Origin of the sequence: Rhodococcus mengyinensis (assembly GCF_048381435.1) — a bacterium.
GTDB lineage: Bacteria > Actinomycetota > Actinomycetes > Mycobacteriales > Mycobacteriaceae > Rhodococcus_F > Rhodococcus_F opacus_D.
In genome coordinates, this window is record NZ_JBLWIT010000055.1 from 52,120 (window position 1) to 67,005 (window position 14,886).

Annotated in this window: 13 protein-coding genes; 6 read left to right on the top strand and 7 right to left on the bottom strand. The window is 67.2% G+C overall.

Going from position 1 to position 14,886, the window contains the following annotated elements; translation table 11 throughout:
- Positions 1–22 precede the first annotated feature (22 nt).
- Positions 23–1,204, bottom strand: a complete 1,182-nt coding sequence (locus ACNJ7E_RS11050) for an acetyl-CoA C-acetyltransferase (RefSeq protein ID WP_280779395.1) — start codon at positions 1,202–1,204, stop codon at positions 23–25.
- 32 nt (positions 1,205–1,236) lie between these two features.
- The gene (locus ACNJ7E_RS11055) at positions 1,237–2,379 is read right to left on the bottom strand and encodes an acyl-CoA dehydrogenase family protein (RefSeq protein ID WP_009476363.1); all 1,143 of its coding nucleotides are present in this window, start codon (positions 2,377–2,379) and stop codon (positions 1,237–1,239) included.
- 101 nt (positions 2,380–2,480) lie between these two features.
- Here ACNJ7E_RS11055 and ACNJ7E_RS11060 point away from each other — a divergent pair, with 101 nt between their 5' ends.
- Complete coding sequence (locus ACNJ7E_RS11060; protein WP_009476362.1) at positions 2,481–3,065, top strand: TetR/AcrR family transcriptional regulator; 585 nt, start codon at positions 2,481–2,483, stop codon at positions 3,063–3,065.
- A gap of 6 nt (positions 3,066–3,071) precedes the next feature.
- Here the strand turns inward: ACNJ7E_RS11060 and ACNJ7E_RS11065 are convergent, their stop codons facing one another.
- Positions 3,072–4,940, bottom strand: a complete 1,869-nt coding sequence (locus tag ACNJ7E_RS11065; RefSeq protein WP_418339855.1) for a helix-turn-helix domain-containing protein — start codon at positions 4,938–4,940, stop codon at positions 3,072–3,074.
- Between the two features lie 105 nt (positions 4,941–5,045).
- On the opposite strand from ACNJ7E_RS11065, the gene ACNJ7E_RS11070 reads away from it, so the two are divergent.
- Entirely contained in the window at positions 5,046–6,413 is a 1,368-nt protein-coding gene (locus tag ACNJ7E_RS11070) for an FAD-binding oxidoreductase (protein WP_280779397.1), read from the top strand.
- Positions 6,414–6,418: 5 nt separating this feature from the next.
- Here the strand turns inward: ACNJ7E_RS11070 and ACNJ7E_RS11075 are convergent, their stop codons facing one another.
- The 3 genes from ACNJ7E_RS11075 to ACNJ7E_RS11085 are packed head-to-tail and all read right to left on the bottom strand — an operon-like array spanning position 6,419 to position 9,888.
- Entirely contained in the window at positions 6,419–7,339 is a 921-nt protein-coding gene (locus tag ACNJ7E_RS11075; protein ID WP_418339857.1) for a fumarylacetoacetate hydrolase family protein, read from the bottom strand.
- On the bottom strand, positions 7,336–8,118 hold the full coding sequence (locus tag ACNJ7E_RS11080; RefSeq protein WP_280779399.1) for a cyclase family protein: 783 nt from the start codon (positions 8,116–8,118) through the stop codon (positions 7,336–7,338). Before ACNJ7E_RS11080 ends, ACNJ7E_RS11075 begins: the two co-directional genes overlap by 4 nt.
- 12 nt (positions 8,119–8,130) lie before the next feature.
- A complete protein-coding gene (locus ACNJ7E_RS11085; RefSeq protein ID WP_418339859.1) occupies positions 8,131–9,888 on the bottom strand; it encodes a CocE/NonD family hydrolase in 1,758 nt (585 codons plus the stop codon).
- A 91-nt stretch (positions 9,889–9,979) separates the two neighbouring features.
- On the opposite strand from ACNJ7E_RS11085, the gene ACNJ7E_RS11090 reads away from it, so the two are divergent.
- On the top strand, positions 9,980–10,597 hold the full coding sequence (locus ACNJ7E_RS11090; RefSeq protein ID WP_418339860.1) for a TetR/AcrR family transcriptional regulator: 618 nt from the start codon (positions 9,980–9,982) through the stop codon (positions 10,595–10,597).
- 153 nt (positions 10,598–10,750) lie between these two features.
- The gene (locus tag ACNJ7E_RS11095; RefSeq protein WP_418339862.1) at positions 10,751–12,100 is read left to right on the top strand and encodes an MFS transporter; all 1,350 of its coding nucleotides are present in this window, start codon (positions 10,751–10,753) and stop codon (positions 12,098–12,100) included.
- A gap of 43 nt (positions 12,101–12,143) precedes the next feature.
- Here ACNJ7E_RS11095 and ACNJ7E_RS11100 read toward each other — a convergent pair whose 3' ends face one another.
- Entirely contained in the window at positions 12,144–12,617 is a 474-nt protein-coding gene (locus tag ACNJ7E_RS11100; protein ID WP_016881876.1) for an Lrp/AsnC family transcriptional regulator, read from the bottom strand.
- A 169-nt stretch (positions 12,618–12,786) separates the two neighbouring features.
- Here ACNJ7E_RS11100 and pdhA point away from each other — a divergent pair, with 169 nt between their 5' ends.
- Positions 12,787–13,872, top strand: a complete 1,086-nt coding sequence (gene pdhA / locus ACNJ7E_RS11105; protein ID WP_280779403.1) for a pyruvate dehydrogenase (acetyl-transferring) E1 component subunit alpha — start codon at positions 12,787–12,789, stop codon at positions 13,870–13,872.
- Entirely contained in the window at positions 13,869–14,870 is a 1,002-nt protein-coding gene (locus ACNJ7E_RS11110; protein ID WP_280779404.1) for an alpha-ketoacid dehydrogenase subunit beta, read from the top strand. The genes pdhA and ACNJ7E_RS11110 overlap by 4 nt, the downstream gene beginning before the upstream one ends.
- Positions 14,871–14,886 lie beyond the last annotated feature (16 nt).

Genomic DNA, 14,886 nt, shown 5'->3' on the forward strand with positions numbered 1-14,886 from the left:
CAGTGTTGGGTAAGCGGGGTTGTCAGGGGACGCGCAGGATCAGGGCGTCGCCCTGTCCGCCGCCGCCGCAGAGAGCGACGGCGCCGGTGCCGCCGCCGCGGCGCTGCAACTCGAGCGCGAGGTGCAGCGTGATCCGGGCGCCGGACATGCCGATCGGATGACCGAGGGCGATCGCACCGCCGTTGACGTTGACCCGGTCGGGGTCGACGCCGAGTTCCCGGGTCGAGGCGATCCCGACCGCCGCGAACGCCTCGTTGATCTCGATCAGATCCAGCTCGGCCGGCGCGATACCTGCCGCATCACAGGCTTTCGCGATGGCACCCGACGGCTGGAACTGCAGACCCGAATCCGGTCCGGCGACCATGCCGTGCTCGCCGATCTCGGCCAGCCAGGTCAGCCCCTCCGCTTCGGCGCGTTCCTTGCTCATCACCACCACCGCGGCGGCACCGTCGTTGATCGTCGACGCGTTCCCCGCGGTGACGGTGCCACCGTCCCGGAACGCGCCACGCAACCGCGCCAGGGTTTCGGGCGTGGTGTCGGGGCGGATGCCCTCGTCGCGGCGCAGCCAGGTGCTCTCACCGCGGCGGGCGGGGATCTCGACCGGGACGACCTCGTCGTCGAAGATCCCGTTGTCCCATGCCTTGGCGGCCAGCTGGTGGGAGCGGGCCGCGAACGCGTCCTGGTCCTCGCGGGCGATGACGTCCCTGTCGTTGCCGGCCTCGGTGAGCAGGCCCATCGGCTGATCGGTGAACGCGTCGTGCAACCCGTCGAGGGCCATGTGGTCGACGAGGGTGACGTCGCCGTACTTGAAACCGCCGCGTGAACCGGGCAGCAGGTGCGGTGCCTGGCTCATCGACTCCATGCCGCCGGCGACGATCACGTCGAATGCGCCGGACCGGATGAACTGGTCGGCGAGGATGATCGACTCGACCCCCGACAAACAGACCTTGTTGATGTTCAGCGACGGGGTGCTCATCGGGATGCCGGCCTTCGCGGCGGCCTGACGGGCGGGCATCTGCCCGGCGCCGGCGGTGAGGACCTGACCCATGATGACGTACTGCACCTGGTCCGGGGCCACACCGGCCTTGCCGAGCGCCGCGTCGATGGCGATTCCGCCGAGGTCGGCGCCGGAGAACCCGGCGAGCGAACCCTGCAGCCGGCCGATCGGGGTGCGGGCGCCTGCGACGATCACAGAGGTGGGCATGAGTGGAGGAGCCTTTCTCGAAGGTGGATGCGTCAGTTCGCGGCGAGGGTGCGGCTGATGACCAGGCGCTGAATCTGGTTGGTGCCCTCGAAGATCTGCGTGATCTTCGCTTCCCGCATGTACCGCTCGACGCGGAAGTCGCGGGTGTAGCCGTAGCCGCCGAGCACCTGGACGGCGTCGGTGGTGACCTTCATGGCGGCATCGGTGGCGACGAGCTTGGCGACAGACGCGTTGCGGGAGTACGGCAGGCCGGCGTCGCGGCGGCGGGCCGCGTCGATGTAGGTGGCGCGCGCGGAGTCGACGGCCGCCGCCATGTCGGCGAGCAGGAAGCCGAGCCCCTGGTGGTCGATGATCTTCTTGCCGAACGCAGTCCGTTCCTGGGCGTAGGCGACTGCCTCGTCGAGGGCGGCCTGCGCGAGACCGACGGCGACGGCGGCGATGCCGAGCCGGCCGGAATCGAGTGCGCTGAACGCGATCTGCAGACCCTGGCCTTCCGTGCCGATACGTCGTTCCGCGGGCACGAAGGCGTCGTCGTAGTGCGCGGACGTCGTGGGCACGGCGTGCAGGCCCATCTTCTCCTCGGGCTTGCCGAACGTCAGGCCCTCGGTGTCCTTGGGGACCAGGAAGCAGGAGATTCCCTTCGATCCCTCACCGGTGCGGGCGAAGAGGTTGTAGAAATCGGCGATGCCGCCGTGGGTGATCCACGCCTTCGCGCCGTTGACGACGTACCCGCCGTCGGTTGCGGAGGCCTTGCAGGTCAGTGCGGCGGCGTCGGATCCGGCCTGCGGCTCGGACAGGCTGTAGGCGCCGATGGTGTTGCCGCCGAGCATCTCCGGGAGCCACTGCTGCTTCTGCTCGTCCGTGCCGAACGCCATCAGCGGGTGGCAGGCGAGGCTGTGGACGCTGACCGCGACCGCGACCGATGCCCAGCGGGCGGCGATCTCCTCGAGCACCTGCAGGTACACCTCGTACGGCTGCGCGCCGCCGCCCCACTCCTCCGGGTACGGCAGGCTCAGCAGTCCGGCCTCGCCGAGGGTGGCGAACACGCCTTCGGGGTAGGTCTCCGCCTTCTCGTGCTCGTCGACGATCGGCGTCAGGACCTTGTCGGCGACGTCACGCGTGAGCTGGATCAGGTCACGGGCTTCGTCAGTAGGCAGCAAGCGATCGACGGCCACGGTTTCTCCTCGAGAAGGCTACGGAAAACAGTACTGGATTACGCCCCAGGGTACTGATTGCGAAATAGTACTGCAAGGCATCGCCCAGTACTATTTCTGTCATGGAGCAGCCCACCCGAACCGGTTTCGCCACCCGACGGCGCACCCAGCTCTTCGACGCCCTCGTCGACCTGATCCTGGTCGAGGGGTTCGCCCACTTGACGCTCGACGAGATCGCGAACCGGCTGCGCTGTTCGAAGTCGACGCTGTACACCCTCGCCGGCAGCAAGGAACAGCTGGTCCGGGCCGCCACCGTGCACTTCTTCCGCCGCGCGACCGACGACGTCGAGTCGCACATCGAGCCGATCACCGGGGCCCGCGAGAGGATCACCGCCTATCTGTCGGCCGTGGGCACCGCACTGTCGGCCGCGTCCGACCAGTTCATGACCGACCTCGACGCCTTCCCGCCGGCACGGGAGGTATACGAACGGAACACGCAGTTCGCGGCCGGCCGGGTCCAGGAGTTGATCACCGAAGGCGTCGCCGGCGGGGACTTCCGCGACGTGCACGCCGCCTTCGCCGCCGACCTCGCCGCCACCATGATGGTCCGCATCCAGCAGCGCGGGGTCCGCGACAGCACCGGACTCGACGACGCGCACGCCTACGCCGAACTCGCCGCCATCCTCACGGGCGGCATCAGCGCCTGAACCGTGTCACCGAGTTCGGGGGCCGAGTAGTTCCGCGGTTCTCCGCAACCGCATCAGCACCTGCAGATCGAGAGCCTTGTCGGGGTCGCGCCAGTCCGGGCCGAGGAGGCGGTCGATCGCGTCGAGACGCTGGTAGAGGGTGTTGACGTGCACGCCGAGACTCGACGCGGTCGCCGAATGGTGACGGCCGTGAGCCAGATACTCGGACAGTGTTTCCAGCAGTGGCACTCCGCGTTTGGCCTGCTCCGCCATCAGCGGGCCCAGTTGTGCCTCGGTGAGTTCGTCGAGGTGCTCGCGCGCCATGTGGCTCAGCAGGATCCGGTAGATGCCCAGACCGCGCGCGGACGAGACCTCATCTGCGCGTCCCAATGTGTCGAGCACATCGACGGTCTGCTGGGCTTCGACGTAGGCGCGCGCGAGCGCCTTCGCGCCACGCGCGGGCTCCGCGATACCGATCGTCGCGCCGAGCCGTCCGGCGGTGAACACCGCCTGGACGGAGGCGGAATCTTTGGCGGGCACGACCGCCAGCGCGCGGGAGCCATGTTCCGCTGCAACGGTTCCCGAGGGGAAGGGCAATGTCCCGAGAGCGGTACGGACCGTGTCCTGGCCCGCGGCGATCGCCACGGCGACGCAGTACGTCGTGTCGGGGTTGAGTCCGGCCAACCGCAGTTGGCGGCGCTCGTCCTGTGCGGTGGCGGCGGGATGGGTCAGGAGGTCGACGAGAAAAGCATCCCGTGCGCGACGCGTCGCCTCCCCCGCCGCACGTTCCTCGGCGAGCGACAGTGCGATCGCGGGTGCCGCGCGTTCGAGCAGGAGGCGAGTGGTCGGCTGCCCGGCTCCCACGGACAGGAGCGCGCCGAGCATCTCGCCGGCAGCCGCGACACGCTGCGCGATCACCTCGCCGCGTTCGGCGTGGTCGTTGCCGCCCGCGCGCAGCTCACGGACCGCCGCCGACACCTCGTCGGCGTGCGGCATCAGGTCCACGGGCAACTCGGATTCGTCCTGCACGAAATAGGCCGGTTGCCGGGAGAGTTGGGCGACCTCCTGCACCAGACGCTGCACCCCGGCGCCGAGCAGCACCACCTGAGTCAGCGTCCGATCCCATTGCAGTATCTGTTCGAGCTCGGTTGTGCGCTGCGATAATTCGGCGTTCACCGATTCGAGCCGTGCGATGGTGTCTCGCTCACGTTCCAACGAGCGAACGTTCTCGATCGCGATCGCCGCATGGGCTGCCAGCGCCGACAACAGCGCGATCTCGGATTCGGTGAACGCCCGCTCCTGACGCTTGCACGCGAACAGGGCACCGATGACGCGATCGGCGACGCGCAGGGGCACCCCGAGCAGGCCGCGCATGTTCTCCGACCGCGCTGCGCTGTCGGCTCCGGTGATGTGCCGGAACGCCGGTTCGCTCTGGTAGTCGGGCGTCCACTCCGGCGCGGACCTGCGGACGATCAGGCCCACGAGTCCTTCGTCCAGGGACAACCGGATTCCGACGAGGTTCGGGGTCAGGGCCCCGCTGGTGACCTCGATGACGAATTCCTCGTCGTAGACCGACCCCATGTAGGCGAGATCCACACCGAGCAGTTGCCGCGCCTGATCGACCACTTCCTGCAGCAACACCCGGTCGTAGCGGACGGTCGTCAATCGGGCGGCGATGTCGTTGAGCGCCGCCAACTCCCTACTGCGCTGTTGGCGCTGGTCGAGCTGCGCCCGGAGCCGAAGTGCGGCGTTGGCTTCGCGTTCGACCGCGGCCCTGTCGGACGCGTCGGATTCCTCGATCAACGTGCGCCGGAGGGCATCGAGTTCGTCGATGGGTGCGTCGTCGAGCAGCAGTTCCATCCAGCCGCGATCGACAGTACTCACTGGTGCCTCCATCCATGGATTCCTGGATTTGATAGATGAAATCTACATTGGCCGAGATGCAGATCACAGCTAGATTCGAGACATCACCTTCTCGCCCGCAAAGGACCGGTTTTCGCCATGTTGATCGATGCAGTGTTGGCATCCCTCCCCGCGGATCGCGTCGTGCGCGACCCCGACGTCGTCGCGAAGTACCAGCACGACGAAGCCGAGTGGGCGCCGTACGCCGCTCCACTCGCGGTCGTCAGGCCCCGAACGGCCCTCGAAGTCCAGGCTGTCGTGCGCGCCTGCCTCGACCACGACACCGCCGTCGTCACCCGGGGCGCCGGGACCGGTCTGTCCGGCGGAGCGAACGCCACCGACGGCTGCGTCGTCCTCGCCCTCGAGGGCATGAACGCGATCAAGGAAATCGATCCGCTCGAGCGGTATGCCGTCGTCGAGCCCGGCGTGGTGAACGACCATCTCCGCGCCGCGTGCGCCGAACACGGACTCTGGTATCCGCCGGATCCGGCCAGTTCGCCGTGGTCGACGATCGGAGGGAACGTCGCCACCAACGCGGGCGGACTGTGCTGCGTCAAGTACGGCGTCACCCGTGACTACGTGCTCGGCATGCAGATCGTGACCGGCACCGGTGACCTCGTGCGCCTCGGACGCAAGACCGCCAAGGGTGTGGCCGGTTACGATCTGGCGGGTCTCATGGTCGGGTCCGAGGGAACGCTCGGCGTCATCACCGAAATCACCGTCAAGCTGCGTCCACTCCAGGACCCGCAGCGCACGGTGGCCGGCTACTTCGACTCCATAGTCGACGCGGGCCGGGCCGTCAGCGCGGTGGCCGCGGCGGGACTCACCCCGTCGGCGCTCGAACTGGTGGACAAGCAGTGCCTCATCGCCGTCGACGCGTGGAAGAAAATGGGACTGTCGGTGGAGGCGAACGTCGTTCTGCTCGGCCGCATCGACACCGCGGGAGTCGTCGGCGACCAGGAAGCGGAGAAGATGCTGTCGTGCTTCGAGGAAGCCGGAGCCACCTGGTCTGTCGTCTCCACCGACCAGGAGGAAGCCGACGCGTTGTTCGCTGCGCGTCGTCTGGCCTACCCCGCGATGGAGCGGCTCGGACCGGTCCTCACCGAAGACGTGTGCGTGCCGAAACGGGCTGTCCCCGAGATGCTTGCGCGCATCGAACAGATCGGTATCGACCACGGGACCACCATCGCCAACATCGCACACGCCGGCGACGGAAACCTGCACCCACTCCTCATCACGCCGCGCGACGACGAGGCCGCCCGCGCCCGCGCGCAGGCCGCGTTCGCGGACATCATCGACGCGGCACTGGAACTCGGCGGCACGGTCACCGGCGAGCACGGTGTCGGTCTACTGAAGATGGACGGCCTCGCCCAGGAACTCGATCCGGTCGTCCTGGGCATGCATCGAGCGGTGAAGAACGCCCTCGACCCACGCGGAATCATGAACCCGGGCAAAATCTTCGAGTAATGCGGCTATCGGCGCGCTGGCGGGACCTCGTGGAGTGGTGGTCCGGCGACCACGGTGTTGTGGATGCTGCCGATGCCTTCCACGGTCATGCTGACGGTGTCACCGATGCGCAGCGGTGGTGGTTGTCGATCTCCGCGCCATCCCCACAGTTCGGCGAGGCAGCCGCCCCCGCAGGTTCCGGATCCGAGTACGTCACCGGGCCGCACCCAGGTGCCGCGGCTGGCGTAGGCGATCAACTCGGCGAAGGTCCACGCCATGTTCGCCAGGGTGTCGCCGCCGATGCGGGTGCCGTTGACGAAGACCTCCATGTCCAGGTCGAAGCGACCATCGACCTCGTAGTCGACGAACTCGTCGACGGTGACGAGTACCGGCCCGAGGGTGGTGGCGGTGTCCTTGCCTTTCACAGTTCCCAGGCCCACCCGCATTTCACGTCCCTGCAGGTCGCGGGCGGACCAGTCGTTGAGGATGGTGAACCCGGCAACATGGTCGAATGCCTCGTCCACGGACAGGTTGTAGCCGGCTGTGCCGATCACGACGGCGACTTCCAATTCGAAGTCGAGTACCTCGCAGCCCGGCGGCATCGGAACCGTTGCGCCCGAGCCGATGGCCGCGTGGGGGTTGGTGAAGTAGAAGGCGGGCGCTTCGTACCAGGCGTCCGGGATCGCGGCCGCCCCGGTGACCGCGCGCAGCGATCCTGCCGTGTGTTGCTCGAAGGTGATGAAGTCACGGATGCTCGCGACGGGAACCGGTACTGCCAGTTCGGTGGTCGACTCCCACGCTAGCCGGTGCCCGGTCAAGGCCACGCTCGGGTCGTCGGACTCGAGCACGTCGAAGACGTCGGCGGACTCCGCCAACAGGGTGATGTGGTGGTCGTCGACGACGCCGTAGCGCTGGACACCGTCGATGATCAGGGAACCGATTCTCATGCCTGCTCCTCGTCGAAGATGGCCACGGCACGGGTCCATCCGGCCGAGGCCTTGTGGATCTTCACGGGGAAGCACGCCACCTGGAAACCCGCGGACGGGATCGATTCGAGATTGCCGAGTTTTTCGATGTGGCAGTAGCCGATGTCGCGGCCGGCACGGTGGCCCTCCCAGATGATGCCGGCGTCGCCGGTTTCGGCGTAGCGCTGAGCTGTGTAGACGAACGGCGCATCCCAGCTCCAGGCGTCGGTGCCGGTCACCCGCACGCCCTGGCGCAGCAGGTGCAGCGTGGCATCACGGCCCATGCCGCAGCCGGTGTTCACATAGTCGTCGTGGCCGTAGCGGGCACCCGCGCTCGTGTTGACCAGGACGATGTCGAACGGGGCCAGGGTGTGCCCGATCCGGTCCAGTTCGGTGTCGATGTCGTCGGCGGTGACGACGTAGCCGTCGTCGAAGTGCCGGAAGTCGAGTTTGACGCCGCGCCCGAAGCACCAGTCGAGGGGCACTTCGTCGATGGTGATGGCCCGTTGGCCGCCGTCCATGGTGGACGCGTAGTGGTAGGGGGCGTCGAGATGGGTGCCGTTGTGGGTGGACAGCTGGATGCGCTCGATGGCCCAGCCTTCCCCGTCGGGCAGGTCGTCGACCCGCGTGCCGGGGAAGAACTGCAGCAGGTCGTCGCGGGTATGTGCGTGGTCCAGGTAGTCGATCTCGGGCAGATGGCCGGGTGGGTCGGAGGGAATGCCCGCCTGCAATGAGACGGACAGGTCGATGATGCGTCGCATGGTTTCGAGCCTTTACTTCGGGATCACGGGAAGGAGCAGGGAGGTTCCGGCGTCCGGGCCGGTGTGCACTGTTGTCGTGCCGTCGAAGATGCCGGCAGGCCGGTCGTCCGGATCGTCGTGCGGGGTCAATCCGTTGCCGCGCATCTCGATGCCGTAGATCACCGGCCAAGGTCCGTCGCCGGGCATGTCGAAGTCGCGGCCGGCCAGGGTGACGCCGAGCCGGTAGCCGGTGGGGACGACGATGGAGGTAGGCCAGATCTCGACGTCCAGATCGACGGCCTCGCCGGGCGTCAGCGGCTGTTTGCTCGAATGCCGGTGCCACGGGCGGTGCGGCAGACTGGCCTGCTCGTCCAGCTCGCGGTGGGACGCGCGCAGCCAGCCCACGCCGAGCACACCGTGGGGATCGATCGCGTCCACCAGTGAGATCTCGTTCCCGTCCGGGTCCTGAACGCGCAGGGTGACGATCAGGTCGGCGTCGGTGGTGGAGGAGGACAGACGTACCCGCGCCGAGGCCGGTCCGGTGATCTCCAACGGCTCGGTCAGCGGCGCGGTCCAGAAGTCGACACCGGGCCCCAGCGCCGCAAACTCGGCCGTGCCCTCGGCCGTTGGTTCGGCCGGGCTCATCGCTCCGGACGTGGCGTCGAGGTAAAACCGCGTCCACTGCGTGCGGGCCAGCGGCCATTCCTGTTCGTCGCGGCCCTCGAACGAGCCGTCGAGGTGGCGCACGTTCAGTCGCACCGGTGGCTGGTCTTCCCAGCCGGTCGCCTCGCCTCTGAGGAAGTGGCCGAAGAATCGCTTCTGCAGGTCGACGCCGTAGTCGGTGTAGAACTCCGCGTAGTGCTCGTGACCGTGCACCTCCAGCCACTTCTGGGAGGAGGACACCTGGGCGTAGGCGTCGAAATTGCCGCGGGTGTGCAGCCGGTGCGCCCAATTCGCCGCCGACAGCACCGGGACCTCGATCCGCGTCAGGTCCGGCGTGCGGGCCTGCGCGAATTCGTCGAGCAGCTCCCGACATTTGCCTTCCCCGATCGTGTCGACTCTGTTCGCGACGAGTTCGTCGTCGGTCAGCGTCGGCGGTCCGGCGACCAACTCACCGGTGTTGGGATTGCGTCGGCCCCGCTCCCCGGCCCCGTGCTGGACGGTGAAGATCTGGTACTCCTGCCACGCTTGGCCGAACCGGGTCACGATGCCGCCGTGCCGGTTGAGGTCTCGGTAGATGTCGGTGAAGCCCTCCCACGGGCAGATCGCCGTCAGATGTGGTGGCTGCAGTGCCGCCACGAGCCACTGGTTGGCCGCGTAATAGGAGATCCCGAGCAGTCCCACCCGGCCGTTCGACCAGTCTCGGGTGCCGGCCCATTCGATGGCCTCGTAGTAGTCGCGGGCCTCCTGCTCGCTGAGCATGTCCAACAGTCCGGCCGAGCGGCCGGCGCCGCGGGAATCGACCCGAATGCAGATGTATCCGTCCGGAACCCACTTCTCCGGATCGACGGTCTCCCACACCTGGTAGCGGTTGCTCGACCCGGCCGCCGCGTCCGGATGCGCGCTGATCAGCTGCTGCCACATCGGCCCGAAACCCTCTTGGAATGCGAGGCCCTTGCCGTACGGCCCGAGCGTCATCAGCACCGGATATACGCCCTCGTCGTCGGGCCGGAAGACGTCGGCCCGCAGGATCGTGCCGTCCGCCATCGGCACGGGTACGTCCCAGTCGATGCGCATCCCGTCCGCCGTCTCGCTGCGTTCGCTGATCTCCGCACTGGTTTGCGTTGTCATGACTACCCACCTTCTAAAGTCCAGAAACTTGCATTAACAGTATGAGCTGAGTCACGTCATTAACGCAAGGGTCTTGCGTTAAGGTGGAGTCATGATTGATCAAGGAGCCCAGCGTCGCCCCGGTGGCCGTTCCGCTCGAGTCCGCCGCGCAGTCCTCGACGCCGCTCTCGACGCGCTGCACGAGCACGGCATGGAGGGGTTGGCGGTCGCGGACGTCGCGTCGCGGGCGGGCGTGCACGAGACGTCGATCTACCGTCGGTGGGGTACGCGGGAGAACCTGATGATCGAGGCGCTGCTCGAGGAAGCGGAAGAATGGGGTCAGGTGCCCGACACCGGATCACTTCGCGACGATCTGATCGCCTACGCCGGTCGACTCGTGACGTACCTGACCAGCCCGGTCGGCTCGGCCTTCGACAGGGCATTGGCTGCCTCCGGCGACGACCCCGCCGCCACCGAGGCGCGCAACCGGTACTGGGAGGCGCGCTTCGCGCGGTCGAGTGAGATCGTGAAGCGCGCGATCGGACGGGGTGAGCTGCCCGAGACCACCGATGTCCGACTCGCCATCGAAATGCTGGTCGCCCCAATACACTTCAAGGTCCTGCTCACCCGCGAAGCTCCGGGACCGGAGCTACCCGAGCGCATCGTCGACTCACTCCTGCACGGTCTCGTCGGACGCGGCAACTCCGGCGAGGGCGCCTCGACGGTGTGAGGCACACTCTGGTTACCGAAGGCGGTGATTGTCTCCACTGATCTCATCGCGGTATGGGTGATTTCTCCATGGTTTCCACGCGACCCGGCTCATACAGTGGTCTACATCACGTTGCCCGGTCGGGCGCCCACTCTTCAGGAAGCCGAGTCATTCATGTCGTCTGTACTGCAGAAACCCGAGATCGAGGCGAGGGTGGTCCGGAAGGTCGCCCGGCGGCTCATTCCGTTCCTCGGCCTGGCCTACTTCGTCAACTATCTCGACCGGACCAACATCGGGCTGGCGAAGCTGACGATGAGCGAGGAACTCGGACTCACCGAGACCATGTTCGGTCTGGCCTCCGGGCTCTTCTTCATCGGATATCTCCTGTTCGAGGTGCCGAGCAATCTCGCGTTGCACAGGTTCGGGGCACGCCGGTGGATCGCCCGGATCATGCTCACGTGGGGAATCATCGCGGCGGCCATGGCCTTCGTGCCCAATGCCGGCTCGCTGTACGCGCTGCGCATGCTGTTGGGTATCGCCGAGGCGGGGTTCTTCCCGGGTGTGCTGCTCTACCTGACGCTGTGGTTTCCCCGCGCCTATCGGGTCCGGCTGATGGGCCTGTTCCTTCTCGCGCTCCCGGTGTCGTCGGCGCTCGGCGCCCCGCTGTCGAGCGCCATCATTCAATACTGGGACGGGTTGTTCGGACTGTCCGGGTGGCGGGTCATGTTCCTGCTCGAGGGGATCCCCGCCGTCGTGCTCGCGGTGGTCACCTGGTTCTACCTGACGGACCGGCCCTCGCAGGCCAAGTGGCTGGACGAGGACGAAAAGGTCTGGCTCACTCGTGAACTCGAATCCGAGGCGGCCGAATCCGGTTCCCACATGTCGGTGGGCCGGGCGCTGACCGACTCCCGCGTGTGGATGCTGGGTCTTGTCTACTTCGGAATCACCTACGGCCTGTACTCGCTCAGCTTCTTCCTGCCCAGCATCGTCACCGGTTTCAAGAAGACGTTCGACACCGACTTCTCACTGGTCACCACCGGGTTGATCGTCGCGGTCCCGTTCGCGGTCGGTGCTGTCGCAATGGTGTTGTGGAGCAGGCACTCCGACCGGACCGGGGAGCGGATCTGGCACGTCGCCATCCCCACCCTGATCGGAGCCGTCTCCATCCCGATCGCCCTGTACATGCAGTCTCCGCTCACGACGATGATCGCGGTGACCGTCAACGCGGTCGGTGTGTTCTGTGCCCTGCCGGTGTTCTGGTACCTGCCCAGCACGTTCCTCACCGGCGCGGGCGCCGCGGCAGGCATCGCCGTCGTCAACTCGGTGGGCAACACGAGCGGTTTCGGGGCCCCGTACGTCACGGGATGGCTGTTCGACGCCACCGGGAACTCACGCGCAGGCCTGTGGGTCGTCGGGGCGGTCATGCTCGTCGCCGTGGTGCTGGTTCTCGTACTCAGATCGCGGGTAACTCCCACTCGCAGCGTCGAAGACGTCGGCGGGGAGGTCGTCGCCGCACATCGCTGATCGGAGAACAGGCGCTGCCGGGCGGTCGACGGCAGCGCCTTCGTCATTGCTCCTCGGCGATCCGCTCGAGCAGCGGCCGGGTTCGGTAAGGGATGGCGTCGCGCATCGCGACGGACACGGTGGTGCGCTCGATCCCGGGCACGGCGAGGATGAGGCCGGCGACCCGATACAGATCGTCGGCATCGACGGCGACCACGCCGATGTGCAGGTCCGCCGCCCCGGAGATGCCGACGACCTCCACGACCTCGGCGATGTCCCGCAGGTGTTCGATGACGTCCTCGAGGCGATGCTGATCGACCACCGCGGTGACGAACGCCTGCAGGGGGTATCCCAGATCGCGGGGTGACACGCAGCGGTCGACCGGTGCGAGCACTCGTTGCTCCTCCCAGCGAGACATCCGTGCTTGCACGGTATTCCGTGCCATCCCCAGCAGCGAGGCCAGCTGCACCCCGGTGGCGCGAGGGGCGTCGCACAGGGCGAGTAGCAGCCGGGCGTCGGTCCGATCGAGTTTCGTCATGTAGCGCAGTATGTCAGAGTTTGCCGCTTGCTATTTGAGCATTCTGCTTATTTTGAATGACAGCACTTGCGCATGATGAATCCTGATGATTGTGTGAATGCAACATTCTGACCGACACGGTCACTCGCGGGTGGCGAGCTCTCCCGGTACATCACTTTCGGAGGTTTTCGTGTTCGACAATGACGATGTGGTGCAGCTGGTCACCGAAATCGGTGCGCGAGTGGAGCATCCGGACTACTCCCGGTACGTCGACGATGTCGACATCACCGCTGTGCGTGCGCTGTACGAAGACCTGGTCGTGGTGCGACGCATCGACGCGGAGGCGACCGCGCTGCAGCGTCAGGGCGAACTGGGGCTGTGGGCTCCGCTGCTGGGGCAGGAAGCCGCGCAGGTCGGGTCGGCGCGCGCCCTCCGCCCGGACGACTTTGTCTTCGCCAGCTACCGCGAACACGGTGTCGCGTACTGCCGCGACGTCGACCCCACCCACATGCTCAGGTTCTGGCGGGGGTCGACGCACTCGGGCTGGAACCCGTTCGAATACAACATGACGACCCCCGCGATCATCGTCGGCGCGCAGGCGTTGCACGCCACCGGGTATGCGATGGGCATGCAGTTCGACGGCTCCGACGGCGCCGCGATCACCTACTTCGGCGACGGCGCCACCAGTCAGGGCGATATCTCCGAGGCCTTCGGGTTCGCCGCGAGCTTCAACGCGCCCGTGGTGTTCTTCTGCCAGAACAATCAGTGGGCGATCTCCGAACCGGTCAGCCTGCAATCGCGGGTGAGTATCGCCGCGCGGGGCCGGGGCTTCGGGGTTCCCAGCGTGCGCGTCGACGGCAACGATGTCCTCGCCGTGATCGCCGTGACCCGGGCCGCGCTCGAACGGGCACGGGAAGGCAGCGGACCCACCCTGATCGAGGCGGTCACCTACCGGATGGGTCCGCACACCACGTCCGACGACCCGTCCCGGTACCGGCCGGCCGCGCTCGACGAGGAATGGAAACGCAAGGATCCCCTCGACCGCATCCGCGCCCTCCTCGAGTCGGCGGGCGCGATCGACGACGACTACCTCGCCACCGTGCAGCAGCGCGCCGATGACACCGCAGCGGCGTTGCGCCGTGGATGCCTCGAGACCGTCGAACCCGAGCCGATGTCCCTGTTCGACAACGTGTACGCCGAACCTCATCCCCTCGTCGACGAAGAGCGGCGCCAGTTCGCCGCCTACCTCGACAGTTTCGAAGGAACCGACGCATGAGCACAGCCATCTCCGCGGCCGCCCCGACCACGCTTCCGCTCGGCAAGGCCCTCAACGCCGGCCTGCGCCGCGCCCTCGAGAACGACCCGAAGGTCGTGCTCATGGGAGAGGATATCGGCAAACTCGGCGGTGTCTTCCGCATCACGGACGGACTGCAGAAGGACTTCGGTCCCAACCGTGTCATCGACACCCCGCTCGCCGAATCCGGGATCATCGGCACCGCAGTCGGTCTCGCGATGCGCGGATACCGCCCGGTGTGCGAGATCCAGTTCGACGGGTTCATCTACCCCGGCTTCGACCAGATCGTCTCGCAGGTCGCTAAACTGCACTACCGCACGAGCGGAAACGTGAAGATGCCGATCACCATCCGCGTCCCGTACGGCGGCGGCATCGGTGCGATCGAGCATCACTCCGAGTCGCCGGAGGGGTATTTCGCCGCGACCGCGGGTCTTCGCGTCGTCACCTGCAGCACCGCCGCCGATGCGCACACGATGATTCAGCAGGCCATCGCGTCGGACGATCCGGTGCTGTTCTTCGAACCCAAGCGCCGGTACTGGGAGAAGGGGCAGATAGACCCGGCGGCCGAGACGAGTCCCCTGCACAAGGCCCGGGTGGTCGCACCGGGCACCGACGCCACCGTCGTCGCCTACGGGCCGCTCGTGACAACTGCACTGCAGGCCGCGAAAGTCGCTGCGGGCGAGGGTAGGTCGATCGAGGTGATCGATCTGCGGTCCATCTCCCCGCTCGACGTCGACACCGTCGCCGCGTCCGTGCAGCGCACCGGACGCCTGGTGATCACCCACGAGGCGCCCGTGTTCCTCGGGATCGGTGCCGAAATCGCTGCCCGCATCAGCGAGCGCTGCTTCTATCACCTCGAAGCGCCGGTGGCCCGCGTCGGCGGCTTCACCGTCCCGTATCCGCCGGCGAAACTCGAGGAGCACTTCCTGCCGGACGTCGACCGCATCCTCGACGCCGTCGACCGCACCTTCACCGCGTAGGAACCAGGAGTTCGCC

Excerpts from the sequence above, each read along its gene's own strand:
- ACNJ7E_RS11065 (WP_418339855.1), bottom strand. The coding sequence starts at position 4,940 with ATGGAGGCACCAGTGAGTACTGTCGATCGCGGCTGGATGGAACTGCTG.
- ACNJ7E_RS11095 (WP_418339862.1), top strand. The coding sequence starts at position 10,751 with ATGTCGTCTGTACTGCAGAAACCCGAGATCGAGGCGAGGGTGGTCCGG.
- ACNJ7E_RS11075 (WP_418339857.1), bottom strand. The coding sequence starts at position 7,339 with ATGAGAATCGGTTCCCTGATCATCGACGGTGTCCAGCGCTACGGCGTC.
- ACNJ7E_RS11090 (WP_418339860.1), top strand. The coding sequence starts at position 9,980 with ATGATTGATCAAGGAGCCCAGCGTCGCCCCGGTGGCCGTTCCGCTCGA.
- ACNJ7E_RS11050 (WP_280779395.1), bottom strand. The coding sequence starts at position 1,204 with ATGCCCACCTCTGTGATCGTCGCAGGCGCCCGCACCCCGATCGGCCGG.
- ACNJ7E_RS11080 (WP_280779399.1), bottom strand. The coding sequence starts at position 8,118 with ATGCGACGCATCATCGACCTGTCCGTCTCATTGCAGGCGGGCATTCCC.
- ACNJ7E_RS11060 (WP_009476362.1), top strand. The coding sequence starts at position 2,481 with ATGGAGCAGCCCACCCGAACCGGTTTCGCCACCCGACGGCGCACCCAG.
- ACNJ7E_RS11100 (WP_016881876.1), bottom strand. The coding sequence starts at position 12,617 with ATGACGAAACTCGATCGGACCGACGCCCGGCTGCTACTCGCCCTGTGC.
- ACNJ7E_RS11070 (WP_280779397.1), top strand. The coding sequence starts at position 5,046 with ATGTTGATCGATGCAGTGTTGGCATCCCTCCCCGCGGATCGCGTCGTG.
- ACNJ7E_RS11110 (WP_280779404.1), top strand. The coding sequence starts at position 13,869 with ATGAGCACAGCCATCTCCGCGGCCGCCCCGACCACGCTTCCGCTCGGC.
- ACNJ7E_RS11085 (WP_418339859.1), bottom strand. The coding sequence starts at position 9,888 with ATGACAACGCAAACCAGTGCGGAGATCAGCGAACGCAGCGAGACGGCG.